This is a genomic window from Shinella sp. (assembly GCF_035998705.1).
Taxonomy (GTDB): Bacteria; Pseudomonadota; Alphaproteobacteria; order Rhizobiales; family Rhizobiaceae; genus Shinella.
In genome coordinates this window covers 195,374-212,544 of sequence record NZ_DASYHH010000025.1, presented here as the reverse complement: position 1 = coordinate 212,544, position 17,171 = coordinate 195,374, and the positions used below count along the sequence as shown (strand labels likewise).

Below are 17,171 nucleotides of genomic sequence, written 5' to 3'. Positions count from 1 at the left end.
ATTATTCATGAAGAAGATTCTGCAATCGCTCGCCCTCGGCGCGCTGCTCGCCACGACGGCGTTTGCCGGTGTGGCCAATGCGGATGGCGAAAAGTTCGTCTGGATCAGCCATGGCCCGGATAGCGACAGCTGGTTCAATGTCATCAAGAACGCCATCAAGGTCACCAACGAGCAGATGGGCGTTACGACCGAATACCGCAATCCGCCGACGGGCGACCTCGCCGACATGGCGCGCCTCGTGCAGCAGAGTTCGGCGGCCGGCGTCGACGGCATCATCGTCACGATCGCCGACTTCAACGTGCTCGAAGGACCGATCAAGGATGCCGTCGCCAAGGGCATTCCGGTCGTGACCGTCAATTCGGGCACGGTGGAAGAGAGCCAGAAGCTCGGCGCGCTGATGCATGTCGGCCAGCCGGAGTTCGAGGCGGGCCTCGGCGCCGGCAAGCGCGCGAAGGAGGCGGGCGTCAAGAGCTTCCTCTGCGTCAACCACTACATCACGAACCCGGCCTCCGTGGAGCGTTGCCGCGGCTTTGCCGAAGGCATCGGCGTCGAACTCGGCAACCAGATGGTCGATTCCGGCATGGACCCGTCGGAAGTGCAGAACAAGGTGAAGGCGTACCTCACCGCCAATCCGGATACCGGCGCGATCCTCACGCTTGGCCCCAACTCGGCCGAACCGTCGATCCGGGCGGTGAAGGACATGGGCCTCGACGGCGACCTCTATTTCGGCACCTTCGACCTCTCGGCCGAGATTTCGGCCGCCATCAAGGACGGCACGATCAACTTCGCGATCGACCAGCAGCCGTTCCTGCAGGGCTCGATCCCGATCCAGGTGCTGACGAACTACGTGCGCTACGGCGTGACGCCGTCGAACTCGATCTTCACCGGTCCGGGCTTCGTGACGAAGGACAACATCGCGCTCGTCGAGTCGCTGGCGGGCCAGTACCGTTGATCTGACGGATTTTTGGCGCGCACCGGCAATGGCCCGTGCGCGCCGAAAAACTTATCGAGGGAGGAGACTGCATTCATGACGGACGTCATTCCGGACGCGCTGAAGGACGAGCGCATCAAACCCGTCTCGCCGCTCAAGCGCGCGCTGATCCGGCCCGAGCTCGGCGGCATCTGCGGCACCATCCTGGTCTTCCTGCTGTTTGCGGTCATTGCCGGCGACAGCGGCATGTTCGCGGCCGAAGGCGTGATGAACTGGACGGTGGTTTCGGCGCAGTTCATGGTCATCGCGGTCGGCGCCTGCCTCCTGATGATCGCCGGCGAGTTCGATCTTTCGACCGGCTCGATGATCGGCTTTTCCGGCGTGATGATCGCCATTCTCTCGGTCCATATCGGCGTGCCGCTCTGGCTTGCCATCATCGCGACCTTCGTCTTCTGCATCCTGCTCGGCGGGGTGAACGGCTGGCTCGTCATCCGCACCGGCCTGCCGTCCTTCATCGTGACGCTCGCCTTCCTCTATATCCTGCGCGGGCTGACCATCTGGGGCTCGATCTACTTTACCCGCCAGACCATCATCGGCGGCGTCGCGGAAAAGGCGGCGACCGACTGGCTCGCGCCGATCTTCGGCGGCAAGGTTCTGGGCTGGCTTTTCACCTGGATGGGGGAGGCGGGCTGGATCGCCACCTTCACGCGCGGCAACCGCGCCGGCCAGCCGGTCATCGACGGCATTCCGATGCTCGTCGTCTGGGCGATCGTGCTGGTGGTCTTCGGCCATTGGCTGCTGACGCGCACCAAGTTCGGCAACTGGATTTTTGCGGCCGGCGGCGATGCGCTCGCCGCGCGTTATGTCGGCGTGCCGGTCAATCGCGTCAAAATCCTGATGTTCATGTTCTCCGCCTTCTGCGCCTGCGTCTTCGCGACCTGCCAGGTGATGGAATTCGGCTCGGCGGCGGCCGACCGCGGCCTGTTGAAGGAGTTTGAAGCGATCATCTGCGTGGTCATCGGCGGGGCCTTGCTGACGGGCGGCTACGGCTCGGTCATCGGAGCGGCCCTTGGCGCCATCATCTTCGGCGTGGTGCAGCAGGGCCTGTTCTTCGCCAATGCGGAAAGCTCGCTCTTCCGGGTGTTCCTCGGCCTGATACTGCTGACGGCCGTGATCATGAACACCTACATCCGCCGCATCATCACGGGAGAACGCTGATGTCCGCCATCGTGGAGATGAAAGAGATCACCAAGCACTTCGGCCATGTCATCGCGCTGGCCGGGGTCTCCTTCGACATCCGGGCCGGCGAATGCCATTGCCTGCTCGGCGACAACGGTGCCGGCAAATCGACCTTCATCAAGATCATGTCCGGCGTGTACAAGCCGAGCGGCGGCGAGGTGCTGGTGGAGGGGACGCCGAACCTGTTCCAGAGCCCACGCGACGCCATGAACGCCGGCATCGCGACCGTCTACCAGGATCTCGCGATGATCCCGCTGATGAGCGTCAGCCGCAATTTCTGGATGGGCCGCGAGCCGGAACGCGGCGTCTGGCCCTTCAGGACCTTCGACACGGCCAAGGCCGACGACATCACCGTCAAGGAGATGCGCAAGATGGGCATCAGCCTGCGCGGCCCGGACCAGGCGGTGGGCACGCTTTCCGGCGGCGAGCGCCAGACGGTCGCCATCGCCCGCGCCGTCTATTTCGGCGCCAAGGTGCTGATCCTCGACGAGCCGACCTCGGCGCTCGGCGTGCGCCAGACGGCGAATGTGCTGAGCACCATCGACCGCGTGCGCAAGCAGGGCATCGGCGTCGTCTTCATCACACACAACGTCCGCCATGCGCTCGCCGTCGGCGATCGTTTCACGGTGCTCAACCGCGGCCAGACGCTGGGCACCGCCGAGCGCGGCACGGTGGACGCGGCGGCGTTGCAGGACATGATGGCGGGCGGGCAGGAACTGGCGCTCTTGGAGTCCTCGCTCGGCGGGACGATCTGAAACGGGCGCTGACACTATCATCGGGGAAAGAGAGAATGAAACAGAAGCTCCGTCTTGGCCTTATCGGGTCGGGTTTCATGGGCAAGACGCATGTCTTCGGCTTTGCCGCCGCCGAGCGGGTTTTCGACCTGCCCTATGATGTGGAACTCGCCACGATCGCCGACGTGACGATGGCGCAGGCGGAAGCCGCGCGCGCCGCCTTCGGCTTCGCTAAGGCCACGGATGACTGGCGGAGCCTGGTGGCGGATCCGGACATCGACGTGATCGACATCACCGCCCCCAACGCCCTGCACAAGGAAATGGCGCTCGGGGCGATTGCCGCCGGCAAACATGTCTATTGCGAGAAGCCGCTCGCCCCGCTTGCGAGCGACGCGCGCGAAATGGCGGAGGCCGCGGAAAAGGCCGGCGTCCGGACACAGGTCGGCTTCAACTATCTCTGCAATCCGATGCTGAACCTCGCGAAGGAGATGATCGCCGGGGGGGAACTGGGCGACATCCGCGGCTATCGCGGCCTCCATGCGGAGGACTACATGGCGGACGCGGGCGCGCCCTTCACCTTCCGCCACGATCCGGCCGGCGGCGGTGCGCTGGCCGATCTCGGCAGCCATGCGCTGGCGACGGCCGAGTTCCTCGTCGGCCCGATCTCGAAGGTCATGGGCGATTGCGTGACGGTGATCGCTAGCCGCCCCGACGGCAAGGGCGGCGTGCGGGCCGTCGAGACGGACGATATCGGCCGCGCTTTCGTGCGCTTCGAAAACGGCGCGACGGGCTCGATCGAGGGCAACTGGATCTCCACCGGCCGCAAGATGCAGCACGATTTCGAGGTCTACGGCACGAAGGGCGCGCTCGCCTTCTCGCAGGAGCGTTTCAACGAACTCCACTTCTATTCGACGGCGGATACCAGGGGCCGCCAGGGTTTCCGGCGCATCGAGGCTGGGCCGGACCATGTGCCCTACGGCCGCTTCTGCGTCGCGCCGGGCCACCAGCTCGGCTTCAACGACCTGAAGGCGATCGAGGTCGCCGGTTATCTGGAGGCGATCGCCGGCCTCAGGCCCGAGCCGTTCAATTTCCGCGCCGGCCTGCGCATCCAGACGCTGGTGGAGACGATCCAGACATCTTCGCGCGAGGGCGCATGGCTCGCCGTTTGAGCTTGGGAGAGGAACCATGAAAAGCATCGGAATTGGCGTCATCGGCGCGGGCGTGATGGGGGCGGAGCACGCGCGCATCCTCGCCGGCGATATTTCGGGGGCGCATCTGGTTGCCGTGGCGGATGCCGACCTTGCCCGTGCCGAGGCGGCGGCGCGCGGCGCGCGGGCGACGACGGACGCCGAGGCGCTGATCGCCGATCCCGCCGTCGAAGCCGTGCTCGTCGCTTCGCCGGATGCGACGCATCACCGGCTCGTGCTGGCGGCGATCGCGGCGGGCAAGCCGGTCCTGTGCGAGAAACCGCTCGCGACAAGCACCGCCGAATGCCTGGAGATCGTCGCAGCCGAGGCGCGATCCGGCCGTCAGCTGGTCCAGACAGGCTTCATGCGCCGCTTCGATCCCGCCTATCGCGAAATGAAGGCGGCGATCGATGAAAACACGCTCGGTGCCGTGCGCATCCTGCATTGCCAGCATCGCAATGCGGAAGCACCGTCGTGGTTCACCGGCGCGATGGCCGTCACCAATTCGCTTGTGCACGAGATCGACGTCTGCCGCTGGCTGCTCTCGACGGAATATACCGCCGTCACCGTCATTCCCTGCCCGTCGGAGGAGAGCAACGATCCGGCCATGTTCATCTTCGAAACGGCGGCCGGTAGTCTCGTTTCCGTGGAAGTCTTCATGAACGCCGACTATGGCTACCACGTCCATGCGGAAGCCGTCTGCGCGGGCGGCACGATCGGCATGGCTCATCCGGCGCCTACCCGCATGCGGCGCAACGGTGCGGAGGAAGGTGCTTTCCCGGCCAACTGGGTGCCGCGCTTCCGCGATGCCTATCGCCTGCAGAACCAGGCCTGGGTCGACGGTATCCGTGAGGGCACGCCGGCGGCGGATGGCTCGACGGCCTGGGACGGGCTCGTCGCCACCTGCCTCGCGGACCAGATTGTCGTAGCGATGACGACGCGCGAGCGCACGCGGCTGACACTGCCCGAAAGGCCGCGTTGAACGGTGGATGGGAATGCGTGCCCGCACCAAATGTTGCGGATAATTCTTGACTTGCAATAAAAATTGCTTCCATTGTGACTGGGAAATGCTGCTTGCGGATGCGGCCTTCTGGCACCGCCGGCATGGAGGAGTTGACATGTACGGTTCCTACGGTTTGTTCATTGATGGCGCCTGGTCGGGGCCGGCGCGCGGGGCCTCGACGGAGATCACCGATCCCGGCAATGGCGAGGTTCTCGGCATTGTGCCCGCCGCCGTCGTGGAGGATACGGAACGGGCGATCGCCGTTGCCGAACGCGCCTTTCGCAGCTGGAAGGCGACGCCCGCCTGGGCGCGCGCGGATGCGCTGCACAAGGTCGCCGACATCATGGCCGCGCGTGCTGCGGAAGCGGCTCGCCAGATCACGCTCGAAACCGGCAAGCCTTTGGCGCAGGCCGGCCGCGAATGGGGCCTCGCCGTCGACCAGTTCCGCTGGTATGCGGAAGAGGCCCGCCGCATCTACGGCCGCATCGTCGAAAGTCGCGCGCCGGGTGGCCGGCTGGAGGTATCGCACGAGCCTGTCGGCGTCGTCGCGGCCTTCACGGCGTGGAATTTCCCGGCGGCGCTGATCGCCCGCAAGGTGGCGCCCGCTCTTGCCGCCGGCTGCGCCGTCATCGTCCGTCCCTCCGTCGAGGTGCCGGGTGTGGCGATGATCCTGTTCGACTGCCTGCACGAGGCCGGCCTTCCCGCGGGCGTCGCCAACCTCCTGATCGGCCCGACCTGCAATACCTATAAGCCCATCATGGCCTCGGCCCGCGTGCGCAAGGTTTCGCTGACCGGATCGACCCGCGTTGGCCAGCAGATGATCCGCGACAGCGCCGAGACCGTGAAGCGCGTCAGCATGGAGCTTGGCGGCAATGCGCCGATGATCGTCTTCGACGATGCCGATCTCGACCGGGCGCTCGACCTCGCGGTGCCGACGAAATATGCCAATGCCGGCCAGGTCTGCGTCACGCCGGATCGCTTCTACGTGCATGAGGCGCTGCACGACCGCTTTGCCGAGGGTTTTGCGGCGCGCGCAAAGGCGTTGAAGCTCGGCCACGGCCTCGACGAGGCGACGCAGATGGGCTCGCTGATCAACGAGCGCCGCAGGCTGGCGATCGAGGAGATCATCGCCGACGCCAGCGACCGCGGCGGCAAGATCCTGGCTGGCGGCCGGCGCCCGGCCGGCATGAATGCCGGCTTCTTCTTCGAGCCCACTGTCATCACCGGCCTGCCGGATGACGCCAAGGCGATCGCCGAGGAGAACTTCGGCCCGATCGCCGCCATCACGCCTTTCTCGTCGGCGGACGAGGTCTTCGAGCGGGCGAATGCCTCCGAGATGGGCCTCTCCGCCTATGTCTTCACCCGCGATGCCGGACGCGCCAGCGAGGCGGCGGCGCGGCTGGAGGCGGGCATGGTGGGCGTCAACAGTTTTGCGCTCGCGGCCGCCGAGGCGCCCTTCGGCGGCATCAAGGCGAGCGGCATGGGCCGCGAGGGTGGCACCGAGGGCATTCTCGATTATTCCAATGTCAAACTCGCGCAGATGACCATCTGAGGAGAGAGCCATGATCAAGAACGGTGTCAGGCAGCGCTGGGCGGAGGGCAAGCCCGTCATCAACGGCTGGCTTTCGATCGGCAATTCCTTCAGCGCCGAAATCATGGCCGGGCAGGGCTACGATTCGCTCACCATCGACATGCAGCACGGCATCGTCGGTTATGACGGCACGGTGCCGATGTTGCAGGCGATGCGGGCAAGCGGCGTGACGCCGCTGGTGCGCGTGCCCTGGCTCGATCCCGCCGACATCATGAAGGCGCTCGATGCCGGCGCCTATGGCGTGATCTGCCCGATGATCAACACGCGCGCCGAGGCCGAACGGCTGGTCTCCTACATGCGCTATCCGCCCGCGGGCGTGCGCAGTTTCGGGCCGAGCCGGGCGCTGTTTTCCGCCGGCCCGGGGTACGCCGCGGAGGCTGACGACGAGATCATCTGCCTTGCCATGATCGAGACTGCGCAGGCCTATGAGAACCTCGAGGATATCCTCGCCACCCCCGGCCTCGACGGCGTCTATATCGGCCCGGCGGACCTGACGCTCGGTCTCCAGGGCAAGCGTTATGCGCCCGGCTTCGACCGCCGCGAGCCGGAGATGATCGAGGCGATCAAGCGGATCCTCCATGCGGCGCACAAGGCCGGCAAACGCGCCGCCCTTCACAACGGGACGCCCGACTATGCGGCCGAGGCCGTCGGCTGGGGCTTCGATTTCGTCACCGTCTCGAACGACGTCCGCCTGCTCGCCGCCGCCGCCGATGCGAGCGTGCGGAAATTCCGCGAGCTCGTGCAGGAGCTCGCTCCCGAAAACAAGATCGATACGGGAGGCTATTGAATGCCGAGGATCCTGGTGGCCGGCAAGATCCATGCGGATGGGCTTGCAGTCCTGCACTCCGCGCCCGGCGTGACGGTCGATTATGTCGAGGAGGTTTCCGCGGCGAGCTACCAGCCGTTCCTTGCCGCCGCCGAGGCGCTGCTCATCCGCACCCAGCCGCTGCCGGCGGAATTCATCGCCGGTGCGCCGCAGCTCAAGATCGTCTCGCGCCACGGCGTTGGGTACGATTCCGTCGATGTCGAGGCGCTGAACGGCCGCGGCATACCGCTTGCCGTCGTGGGTGACGTGAATTCGCGCGCTGTGGCCGAACATGCCGTCATGCTGATGCTGTCCGCCGCCCGGCGCACCGTGCTCTTCGACCGGAAGATGCGCGCGGGCGACTGGAACTACCGCAACACGCTCGACGCCGACGAACTCGACGGGCGGACCCTGCTCGTCGTGGGTTTCGGGCGCATCGGGCGCCGGCTGGCGCAGATCGCGCTCGCGCTCGGCATGGCGGTGCTGGCCTATGACAAGTTCCAGGACGCTGCCGAGATCGCGGCGGCTGGCGTTACCCCGGTCGCCGACCTGCGCGATGGCCTCGGGCAGGCCGACGTGGTGTCGCTGCATGTGCCGAAATCCGGGGCGGAACCGCTGATCGGGGCGGCGGAACTGGCGGTGATGAAACGCTCCGCCATCCTCGTCAACACCGCGCGCGGCGGGCTGATCGACGAGGGGGCGCTGCTCGCGGCACTCAACGAGGGGCGCCTGTCCGCGGCCGGCCTCGACGTGCTCGATTCCGAACCGCCGGCGAGCGACGACCCGATGCTCGCCTGCGAGCGCGTCGTGCTCTCGCCGCACAATGCCGGGCTGACCGAAGCCTGCGGGCGGCGCATGGCGATCTCGGCGGCGACCAATATCCTGGATTTCTTCAAGGGCACGCTCGATCCGGCGCTCGTCGTCAACCGTGACGAGATCGCGGCGCATGCCCGTTCGAGTGTCGGCATCTGACGCTTGCGAGTGCCGTTTCCCGGCTTCCGGCCAAAACGTTGCAGACTTTCGATTTATGCAATACTGCACGGTTTCCGAATGACACGAACTCTGGGGAGTGGAGGCTCAATGCCGCGGGTAAAACAGTCCGACCAGCCGCCACCGAAAACGGCGAACTACGAGGCCTTCTTCAACATCGTCACGGAAGCCTATCCGGGTCTCAGCGACCGGTTTCAGCAGGTCGCGCGGTTCATCACCCAGAACCCCAACGTCGTCGCCATGCAGTCGATCAACGCGATTGCCGAACAGTGCGGCGCGCATCCCTCCATCCTCGTGCGTTTCGCGCAGAATTTCGGCTTTTCCGGCTTCAAGCAGCTCCAGTCGGTGTTCCAGAGCCGGCTGTCGACCGCTGCACCCGGTTACCGCGAACGCATCAGCGCGCTCGACGTCGATCTCGAAAAGACCAAGCGCAAGGGCAATCTCGGTTTCCTGCATGATCTCGTGGTGCGTGACATCGCGACCCTGCAGGAGCTTTTGAACACGACGACCGAGGAGAGCCTCTCCCAGGCCGCACGCGCGCTGAAGAACGCCAACACGATCTTCATCGCCGGCCAGTTGCGCTCCGAGCCGATCGCGAAATTCCTGCGCTACGTGCTCTCCATGCTGCAATGCCGCGTCATTCTGCTCGATCCGGCCGGCGGGCTTGCGCCGGAAATGGCGAAGGTGATGGGCAAGAAGGACGTGCTGGTCGCCATCGCCTTCCGGCACTATGCCAAGGAAGTGGTGACGATCGCCGATGTCGCGGCGGAAAACGGCACGCCGATCGTGGCGATCACCGACAGCCAGCTTTCGCCGCTCGCCAAGAACGCGACGGTGCTCTTCACAATTCCCGAAGACGAGTATTCGTTCTCCCGCTCGCTCGCCGCACCCATGTGCCTGACGCAGACGATTGCGGTGGCGCTCGCCGCGCTGCTTCAGGAGGACAAGAAGGGCTCGCCCGAGATCCCGACGGTCACAGGCAAGCAACAGCGCCGCAAGCACTGAGGTCAGCCGATAATCTCGCCGACCTTCACGAAGCGGCCTTCCGCCTTGGAGCGAATGGCAGCCTCGGCCAGCACCAGCGCATTCTCGCCATCCTCGAAGGTGACGTCCGGCGTGGTGTTTGCGGCGGCGCAGGCGAGGAAGGACTGGAGGCCGAGTTCGAAGGCTTCGACGTAGCGTTCGATGAAGAAGTCGAGATAGGGCTCGCCCGCACCCGTCGCCGTGGCATTGAAGCGTTCGACATGGTGGGCGCGGCGGTTGCCGGAGATCAGCATGCCCTTCGAGCCGAACAGCTCGACGCGCTGGTCGTAGCCATAGGCGGCGGCGCGGGAATTGTTGATGTGGCAGAGCTTGCCGCTTGCGGTGCGCATGACGATCATCGTGGAATCGACATCGCCGAATTCCGCAAGCGTCGGGTCGACGAGCGTGCTGCCGGTGGCGAAGACCTCGACGGGCTCTTCGCCCAGCATGAAGCGGGCGAGATCGAAGTCGTGGATCGTCATGTCGCGGAAGATGCCGCCGGATACTCTCAGGTAGTCGCGTGATGCCAGGCCGGGATCGCGCGAGGTGATGATGACCTGCTGGAGATCGCCGATCTCGCCGACGCGGGTCGCGTCGCGGGCGGCGCGGTGGCCGGGGTCGAAGCGGCGGTTGAAGCCGATCTGCACGGGCCGTTCGAAGCCGGCGATGGCCTGGCGGCAGGCGACGACGCGGGCGAGCGACAGGTCGATCGGCTTTTCGCAGAAGATCGCCTTGCCGGCCTTGGCGGACGCCTCGATGAGGTCCGCATGGGTCGCCGTCGAGGTCGCGATCAGCACGGCGTCGGCAAGCGCGATCGCCTCCTCGGCGCTGGCGGCGACGGTGCAGCCGTAGCGTTGGCCGATCTCTTCGGCGGCGCCTGCGACCGGGTCGTAGACGGCGGTGAGTTCGGCGCCCTCGGCGCGCACGATGGTGGCCGCGTGCATTTTACCAATGCGGCCGCAGCCGAGCAGGGCTATTCTCGTCATCGGTTCCTCCCGAAAATCTCAATGCAAAATTCGTTGCACTTTTGATATTCTGTCAATAATAATTCTGCAAGCCCGTTTTCGGGCAAGCGAGGATTTTGAGGGAGGTGACAATGGCAGAGGGGTCCGACAAGGCAGAATTCCCGTTGGCGGAGCGCCGCTTGCGGCTCGGTGTCGTCGGCGGCGGGCAGGGCAGTTTCATCGGCAAGGTGCATGCCCGGGGCGCGCGGCTCTCCAACCGCTGGGACGTCGTTGCCGGCGCGCTATCCTCACGGCCGCAGGTCGCGAAGGAATCCGGCCGGGCCTGGCTGCTCGCCGACGATCGCATCTATACCGACTACCGCGTGATGGCCGAGCGCGAGGCGGCGCGGCCGGACGGCATCGATGCCGTGGCGATCACCACGCCCAACAATTCCCACCATGCGATCGCCTGTGCCTTCATGGAAAAGGGCATCGACGTGATCAGCGACAAGCCGCTGACGACCACGCTCGCCGATGCGCTCGATCTGGTGCGCCGGCAGAAGGAAACGGGCCTCGTCTTCGGCGTCACCTATGCCTATGCCGCTTCCGCCATGGTTCGCCAGGCCCGCCAGATGATCCGCGAGGGCGTGCTCGGAAAATTAAAGCAGGTGCATGTCGAATATTTCCAGGAATGGGCGCTGACGCCGCCGAAGGACGCCGGTGCCGGCGCGCAGTGGCGTGTCGATCCCGCGATCGTCGGCCCCACCTTCACGACGGGCGATATCGGCACCCATTGCCACCATCTCGGCGCCTTCGTCTGCGGCCGTCCGGTCACTAAGGTGCGGGCCGAATTCCACACGCTCGGGCCGCCGAAGGCGCTGGAGGACACCGCCTTCATGCATGTGCGCTACGAGGGCGACATTCCCGGCACGATCATGATTTCGCAGGTCGCGCCCGGCGCCCATTGCGGCCTGCGCATCCGCGCCTTCGGCGACAAGGCGAGCCTGGAATGGAACCAGGAGGAGCCGGAACTCCTGCATTTCCGCCGCTTCGGCGAGCCGGCACGCATCCTCACCCGCGGCGAGGGGGCCGGCATCGGCGTGCATGCGGCGCGTTTCGTGCACATGCCGCGCGGTCATCCCGAGGCGCTGAGCGATGCCTGGGGCAATCTCTACGAGGAATTCGCCATCGCCGTCGAGGCGCGGCGTCTCGGCCGGACTTTGCCCGAAGGGTTGCTGGAATATCCGACGGTGGAGGACGGTGTGCTCGGCGTGAAATTCATCGAGGCGGCGCTGGCGTCCAGCCAGTCGGGCGGCGCCTGGGCGGATTGCACGCTGCGGCTCTGATCCGCAATAAGTATTGTAAAAATCGATTATATGAAATAAAAGTTTCTTGAGGGGCCGGCGACGGAGGCCGGTCCAGGGAGGTTTACCATGTCCACCATCCGCCTGACCATGGCACAAGCCCTGGTGCGCTATCTCTGCAACCAGTTCACCGAGATCGACGGAAAGCGCGAACCGCTGTTTCCCGGCGTCTTCGCCATCTTCGGCCACGGCAATGTTACATGCCTTTCGGAGGCGCTGGAAGCGGTCAAGGATACGCTGCCGACCTGGCGCGGCCAGAACGAGCAATCGATGGCGCTCGCCGCGATCGGCTTCGCCAAGGCGACGCGCCGTCGCCAGATCATGGTCGCGACGAGCTCGATCGGCCCCGGCGCGCTGAACATGGTGACGGCGGCGGGCGTGGCGCACACCAACCGCCTGCCGATCCTGCTTCTGGCCGGCGACAGTTTCGTCAACCGCCGGCCCGACCCGGTCATGCAGCAGGTCGAGCATTTCGGCAATCCGACGATCACCGTCAACGACGCCTTCAAACCCGTGACGCGCTATTGGGACCGCATCGTCCATCCGGAACAGATTATCGGCTCGCTGCCGCAGGCCGTCGCCGTGATGCTGGACCCGGCCGATTGCGGCCCGGCCTTCATCGGCCTGCCGCAGGACGTGCAGGAAATCGCCTGGGACTATCCGGAGAGCTTCTTCGCGCCGACCGTCCACAAGGTGCCGCGCCCGCGGCCCGACCGCGACAGCCTTGCCGAGGCCGTCCGCGTGCTCAAGGCAGCCAAGCGCCCGCTGATCATCTCCGGCGGCGGCGTACGGTATTCCGGTGCGGAAACGGCACTCTCCGCCTTCGCGGAAAAACACGGCATCCCGCTTTGCGAAACCATTGCCGGCAAGGGCACGGTCACCCATGACCATCCGGCCCATGTCGGCCCCATCGGCATCGTCGGCTCCACCTCGGCCAATGCGTTGGCGGCGGAAGCCGACGTGGTGCTCGCCGTCGGCACGCGGCTGATGGATTTCACCACCGGCTCCTGGACGGCCTTCTCGCCGGATGCCCGTTTCGTCTCGATCAACGCGGCGCGCTGGGATGCCAACAAGCACCGCGCCGTCGCCGTCGTCGGCGATGCGCTGGAAACCGTGAACGAGCTGGAATCCGCCCTCGGCGACCACAAGGCCGATGCCGGCTGGACGGAAAAGGGCCGGCTGGAATTCGCCAAGTGGAACGATGCGCTCGACGGCTACCAGAAGCCGACGAATGCGCCCGTCCCGACCTATGCCCAGGTCGTCGGCATCGTCAATTCCAAGGCGAAGGACCGCGACCTCCTCATCACCGCCGCCGGCGGCCTGCCGGGCGAGGTGATGAAGAACTGGCGCGTCAAGGCGCCGAACACCTTCGATTGCGAGTTCGGTTTCTCCTGCATGGGCTACGAGATCGCTGCCGGCTGGGGTGCCGCCATGGCCGATCCGACGCGCACGCCGATCGTCATGATCGGCGACGGCACCTATATGATGATGAACTCCGACATCTATTCGACCGTGCTTTCCGGCCACAAGATGATCCTCATCGTCTGCGACAACGGCGGCTATGCGGTGATCAACCGCCTGCAGAACGCCAAGGGCACGCCGGGCTTCAACAACCTCATCAAGGATTGCCGGGTCAAGGAACCCTTCGCCGTCGACTTCGCCAAACATGCCGAGGCGATGGGCGCGTTGACGCGCCGCGTCGAAAGCCTCGCCGATCTCGGCGATGCCGTCGAATGGGCGCAGACGACCGACCGCACCACCGTCATCACCATCGTCTCCGACGCCTTCACCTGGACGCCGGGCGATGCCTGGTGGGATGTCGGCGTGCCGCAGGTGAGCGAGCGGGCGGAGGTCAACGCGGCTTCGAAGGACCAGCTGGAGGGCCGCAGGAAGCAGCGCGTCGGCGTCTGATCTTTGCCCTGGCAGGCAGTGGTGTCGCAGGGCTCGAAGGGGACTTGTCCGTCCGTCACGGCAAACATTACGAAAATATAATGATCACAAGGGCTTCTCCTTTGGCGGTTGCGGTGCCACCTTTCCTTTAAAGGGACGGGAGAGGCATGGCCTCGACTTATAGGAAGCCGATGACCAAGACCGTACGACCGCAAAAGGACGACAAGCCTGCCGATGAGGCGGGCCGGACCAATGTGACCTTCATGCCCGGTGCGACCCCGCCCGCCCGGCGCAAGCGGCGCTCGCGCGGCTGGATATGGCTGCCGGTGATCGCGGTGCTTGCCGGTGCCGGCTATTATGCCTGGACCCGTTATGCGCCGGCCGAGGCGAAGACCGCGGTCATCACGCAGCCCGTTATGCGCGGCGATATCGAGAATGCGGTGACGGCGGTCGGAACGCTGGAGGCGGTCAAATCCGTCGATGCCGGCGCGCAGGTTTCCGGCCAGCTCAAGGTCCTGCATGTCGAGATCGGCGACACGGTCACGAAAGACCAGCTGATCGCCGAGATCGACCCCGCGACCATCGAGAACCGCATCGAGATCAACCGCGCCGAACTTGCCAATCTCCAGGCGCAGCTTCAGTCGCGCAAGGCGCAGCTCGTCTTCAAGCAGGCCAACATCACCCGTCAGCGCAATCTCATCGCCGGCAATGCCGTGGCGCAGCAGGCGCTCGAACAGGCGGTCGCCGATCTTGCGGCGGCGGAAGCCGACGTCAACGCCATCGATGCGCAGATCCGCAAGCAGCAGGCGACGCTTGCCGGCGACGAGGTCGATCTCGGCTATACCAAGATCTTCGCGCCCATGGCCGGCACCATCGTCGCCAATCCGGTGAAGGAAGGCCAGACGCTGAACGCCAGCCAGACCGCGCCGACCATCGTCACCATCGCCGATCTCTCGACCATGACCGTGCGCGCCGAAGTCTCCGAAGCCGATGTCAGCCGCCTGAAGGTCGGCATGGAGGCCTATTTCACCCTGCTCGGCCAGCCCGGAAAACGCTTCACCGGTACGCTTCGCCAGATCCAGCCGTCGCCGACCGTCGAAAACAATGTCGTGCTCTACAACGCGCTGTTCGACGTGCCGAACCCGCAGGGCGAGCTGATGATCTCGATGAGCGCGCAGGTGTTCTTCGTGCAGGCGGCCGCGCGCGACGTGCTCGTCGTGCCGAGTGGCGCGATCAACCTGAAGCGGGGCGAGGCGGGCGGCGAGCCGGAAACCGAGGTGACGGTCGTGACCGCCTCCGGTGCCACCGAGACACGCAAGGTCGAGACCGGCATCCGCAATCGCGTCAGCGTCGAGGTGGAGAGCGGGCTTGAAGAGGGTGACCGCGTCGTCATCGGCGCCGGCTCGGATAGCGGACGCCCGGCGGGCGGCAACCGGGGGCAGCGGCGCGGCATGCGCATGCCGTCGATGTTCTGAGGGCGACGCCATGACAGCGCTCATCTCGCTCAGGGACGTCACGAAGACCTTCTTCAACGATGGTTTCGCCGTGGAGGTTCTGCACGGCGTTACCCTCGATATCGAGGCGGGGGAATTCGTCGCGATCATCGGCCAGTCCGGTTCCGGCAAGTCGACGCTGATGAACATCCTCGGCTGCCTCGACCAGCCGACCTCCGGCGAGTACCGCATCGACGGCGAGCCGGTGTCGGATATCGATACGGACGATCTCGCAGCGCTCCGCCGCCGCACCTTCGGTTTCGTCTTCCAGAGCTACAACCTCATCCCGACCGCGAGTGCCCGCGAAAATGTCGAGGTTCCGGCGATCTATGCCGGCATTTCGGCACGCGACCGGCAGGAGCGGGCGGAGGGGCTGTTGCAATCCCTGAAACTCGGCGATCGGCTCGACCATCGCCCGAACCAGCTTTCCGGCGGCCAGCAGCAGCGCGTCTCCATCGCCCGCGCGCTGATGAACGGCGGCCGCGTCATCCTCGCCGACGAACCGACCGGTGCGCTCGACAGCCAGAGCGGCGAAGAAGTGATGGCGCTGCTGCGCAAGATGCACCAGGACGGCCACACGATCATCCTGATCACCCATTCGCGCGAAGTGGCGGAAGCGGCCGACCGGCTGATCGAGATCCGCGACGGCCGCATCGTCTCCGACCGCGCCCGAAAGAGCCGGCCGTCCTCCGAGGCGGCCGCCGGCTTGCAGGCGGCGATGAAGGAAGGTTCCGCCGCGATCGCCGACATTTCCGAGGCGATCAAGATGGCGCTGCGGGCGCTGCACGCCAACCTGTTCCGCACGGTGCTGACCCTGCTCGGCATCGTCATCGGCGTCGGTTCCGTCGTGGCGATGCTGGCGATCGGCACGGGCGCGCAGAATTCCGTGCTCGACCGCATCTCCTCGATGGGCTCCGATCTCCTTCTGGTGCGGCCGAACATGGCGAATTTCCGGGGCACCGGCCAGCCGGTGACGCTCATCCCGTCCGATGCCAACGCGATCCTCACCCTCCCGAACGTGACCTTCGCCGTGCCGGAAATGACGAGTTCGGTGACGTTGCGCTCCGGCAATATCGACTATCAGACGACGGCCAACGGCACGGTGCCCGACTTTCCGCGCGCAAAATCGTGGGCTGTCGCCTCCGGCGAATTCATCAATGCCGACGACATGGACACCTATGCCCCCGTCGCCGTGCTCGGCCAGACGGTGGCAAAGACGCTGTTTCCCGATGGCGGCAATCCGCTCGGCCAATATGTGCTGGTCAACAAGATCCCCTTCCAGGTGATTGGCGTGATGAGCGAGATGGGGGCGAGTGCGGGCGGCAACGACCAGGACGACGTCATCCTCGTGCCGCTGTCGACCGGCAGCATGCGGCTGTTCGGCCAGCGCAACGTGCGCACCATCACCGTGCAGGTGGCGGATGCCACCGCGATCGACCAGACACAGGATGCCGTGCAGGCGCTGCTCGACGAGCGCCACAAGGCCGAGGATACGCAGATAACCAACATGTCCTCGGTGCGCGAGGCCTTTACCGAGACGTCGAACACGATGAAGCTCTTCCTCGGCTCGGTCGCCGCGATCTCGCTTTTGGTCGGCGGCATCGGGGTGATGAACATCATGCTGGTGAGCGTGCGCGAGCGCACCCGCGAGATCGGCGTGCGCATGGCGACGGGCGCGCGGCAACGCGATATTCTGCTGCAATTCCTGATCGAAGCATTGGTCGTCTCGGCGATCGGCGGGGCCATCGGCGTGGTGCTGGGGCTGTCGGTCGGCGGGCTGGCGCAGGTCTTCGGCATGCCGGTGAGGTTCACGATCGGCCCGGTCGCGCTCGCCTTCGCCTGCTCGTTCCTGACGGGGCTGGTCTTCGGCTACCTGCCTGCCCGCAACGCCTCGCATCTGCAACCGGCCGTGGCACTCGGCGCGGATTGAGCCTCGTTAGGCGATTGTCGCGCGCCGTCTCCTGTGCGACCATGCGC

General features: G+C 65.7%; 14 protein-coding genes. 13 read left to right on the top strand and 1 reads right to left on the bottom strand.

The features are described 5' to 3' along the window. The first annotated feature begins 7 nt into the window (after positions 1 to 7). From VGN93_RS22350 to VGN93_RS22310, 9 genes are all read left to right on the top strand, one after another. On the top strand, positions 8 to 952 hold the full coding sequence (locus tag VGN93_RS22350) for a sugar ABC transporter substrate-binding protein (RefSeq protein WP_327509211.1): 945 nt from the start codon (positions 8 to 10) through the stop codon (positions 950 to 952). Positions 953 to 1,027: 75 nt separating this feature from the next. After that, entirely contained in the window at positions 1,028 to 2,149 is a 1,122-nt protein-coding gene (locus tag VGN93_RS22345) for an ABC transporter permease (RefSeq protein ID WP_319314228.1), read from the top strand. Further along, positions 2,149 to 2,925, top strand: coding sequence for an ATP-binding cassette domain-containing protein (locus VGN93_RS22340; RefSeq protein ID WP_414714146.1), 777 nt, complete (start codon positions 2,149 to 2,151; stop codon positions 2,923 to 2,925). Before VGN93_RS22345 ends, VGN93_RS22340 begins: the two co-directional genes overlap by 1 nt. Positions 2,926 to 2,960: 35 nt before the next feature. Beyond that, positions 2,961 to 4,073 carry a Gfo/Idh/MocA family oxidoreductase gene (locus tag VGN93_RS22335; RefSeq protein ID WP_327509210.1) on the top strand — a complete coding sequence of 371 codons (1,113 nt, stop codon included), beginning with the start codon at positions 2,961 to 2,963 and terminating at the stop codon, positions 4,071 to 4,073. Positions 4,074 to 4,089: 16 nt separating this feature from the next. Beyond that, positions 4,090 to 5,073 (top strand): Gfo/Idh/MocA family oxidoreductase, encoded by a 984-nt coding sequence (locus tag VGN93_RS22330; protein WP_327509209.1) that lies wholly within the window; start codon positions 4,090 to 4,092, stop codon positions 5,071 to 5,073. Positions 5,074 to 5,209: 136 nt separating this feature from the next. Continuing rightward, entirely contained in the window at positions 5,210 to 6,646 is a 1,437-nt protein-coding gene (locus tag VGN93_RS22325; RefSeq protein WP_327509208.1) for an NAD-dependent succinate-semialdehyde dehydrogenase, read from the top strand. A 10-nt stretch (positions 6,647 to 6,656) separates the two neighbouring features. Then, entirely contained in the window at positions 6,657 to 7,472 is an 816-nt protein-coding gene (locus tag VGN93_RS22320; RefSeq protein ID WP_327509207.1) for an HpcH/HpaI aldolase family protein, read from the top strand. Then, positions 7,473 to 8,462 carry a hydroxyacid dehydrogenase gene (locus VGN93_RS22315; RefSeq protein ID WP_327509206.1) on the top strand — a complete coding sequence of 330 codons (990 nt, stop codon included), beginning with the start codon at positions 7,473 to 7,475 and terminating at the stop codon, positions 8,460 to 8,462. It abuts the gene before it with no gap. A 108-nt stretch (positions 8,463 to 8,570) separates the two neighbouring features. Continuing rightward, complete coding sequence (locus tag VGN93_RS22310) at positions 8,571 to 9,485, top strand: MurR/RpiR family transcriptional regulator (RefSeq protein WP_319314240.1); 915 nt, start codon at positions 8,571 to 8,573, stop codon at positions 9,483 to 9,485. 2 nt (positions 9,486 to 9,487) lie between these two features. Here the strand turns inward: VGN93_RS22310 and iolG are convergent, their stop codons facing one another. Continuing rightward, complete coding sequence (gene iolG, locus VGN93_RS22305) at positions 9,488 to 10,489, bottom strand: inositol 2-dehydrogenase (RefSeq protein ID WP_327509205.1); 1,002 nt, start codon at positions 10,487 to 10,489, stop codon at positions 9,488 to 9,490. A 110-nt stretch (positions 10,490 to 10,599) separates the two neighbouring features. On the opposite strand from iolG, the gene VGN93_RS22300 reads away from it, so the two are divergent. From VGN93_RS22300 to VGN93_RS22285, 4 genes are all read left to right on the top strand, one after another. Further along, a complete protein-coding gene (locus VGN93_RS22300) occupies positions 10,600 to 11,793 on the top strand; it encodes a Gfo/Idh/MocA family oxidoreductase (RefSeq protein WP_327509204.1) in 1,194 nt (397 codons plus the stop codon). An 87-nt stretch (positions 11,794 to 11,880) separates the two neighbouring features. Next, positions 11,881 to 13,722: a 3D-(3,5/4)-trihydroxycyclohexane-1,2-dione acylhydrolase (decyclizing) gene (iolD, locus tag VGN93_RS22295; protein ID WP_327509203.1), complete on the top strand. Its 1,842-nt coding sequence runs from the start codon at positions 11,881 to 11,883 to the stop codon at positions 13,720 to 13,722. Positions 13,723 to 13,892: 170 nt separating this feature from the next. Continuing rightward, positions 13,893 to 15,176 carry an efflux RND transporter periplasmic adaptor subunit gene (locus VGN93_RS22290; RefSeq protein WP_327509202.1) on the top strand — a complete coding sequence of 428 codons (1,284 nt, stop codon included), beginning with the start codon at positions 13,893 to 13,895 and terminating at the stop codon, positions 15,174 to 15,176. A 10-nt stretch (positions 15,177 to 15,186) separates the two neighbouring features. Continuing rightward, positions 15,187 to 17,124: a MacB family efflux pump subunit gene (locus tag VGN93_RS22285; RefSeq protein ID WP_327509201.1), complete on the top strand. Its 1,938-nt coding sequence runs from the start codon at positions 15,187 to 15,189 to the stop codon at positions 17,122 to 17,124. Positions 17,125 to 17,171 lie beyond the last annotated feature (47 nt).

Bases quoted from the DNA above. Each gene is read 5' to 3' on its own strand.
- VGN93_RS22285 (WP_327509201.1), top strand. From the start codon at position 15,187: ATGACAGCGCTCATCTCGCTCAGGGACGTCACGAAGACCTTCTTCAAC.
- VGN93_RS22310 (WP_319314240.1), top strand. From the start codon at position 8,571: ATGCCGCGGGTAAAACAGTCCGACCAGCCGCCACCGAAAACGGCGAAC.
- VGN93_RS22330 (WP_327509209.1), top strand. From the start codon at position 4,090: ATGAAAAGCATCGGAATTGGCGTCATCGGCGCGGGCGTGATGGGGGCG.
- VGN93_RS22325 (WP_327509208.1), top strand. From the start codon at position 5,210: ATGTACGGTTCCTACGGTTTGTTCATTGATGGCGCCTGGTCGGGGCCG.
- VGN93_RS22320 (WP_327509207.1), top strand. From the start codon at position 6,657: ATGATCAAGAACGGTGTCAGGCAGCGCTGGGCGGAGGGCAAGCCCGTC.
- iolG (WP_327509205.1), bottom strand. From the start codon at position 10,489: ATGACGAGAATAGCCCTGCTCGGCTGCGGCCGCATTGGTAAAATGCAC.
- VGN93_RS22340 (WP_414714146.1), top strand. From the start codon at position 2,149: ATGTCCGCCATCGTGGAGATGAAAGAGATCACCAAGCACTTCGGCCAT.
- VGN93_RS22315 (WP_327509206.1), top strand. From the start codon at position 7,473: ATGCCGAGGATCCTGGTGGCCGGCAAGATCCATGCGGATGGGCTTGCA.
- VGN93_RS22300 (WP_327509204.1), top strand. From the start codon at position 10,600: ATGGCAGAGGGGTCCGACAAGGCAGAATTCCCGTTGGCGGAGCGCCGC.
- VGN93_RS22290 (WP_327509202.1), top strand. From the start codon at position 13,893: ATGACCAAGACCGTACGACCGCAAAAGGACGACAAGCCTGCCGATGAG.
- VGN93_RS22335 (WP_327509210.1), top strand. From the start codon at position 2,961: ATGAAACAGAAGCTCCGTCTTGGCCTTATCGGGTCGGGTTTCATGGGC.
- VGN93_RS22345 (WP_319314228.1), top strand. From the start codon at position 1,028: ATGACGGACGTCATTCCGGACGCGCTGAAGGACGAGCGCATCAAACCC.
- VGN93_RS22350 (WP_327509211.1), top strand. From the start codon at position 8: ATGAAGAAGATTCTGCAATCGCTCGCCCTCGGCGCGCTGCTCGCCACG.
- iolD (WP_327509203.1), top strand. From the start codon at position 11,881: ATGTCCACCATCCGCCTGACCATGGCACAAGCCCTGGTGCGCTATCTC.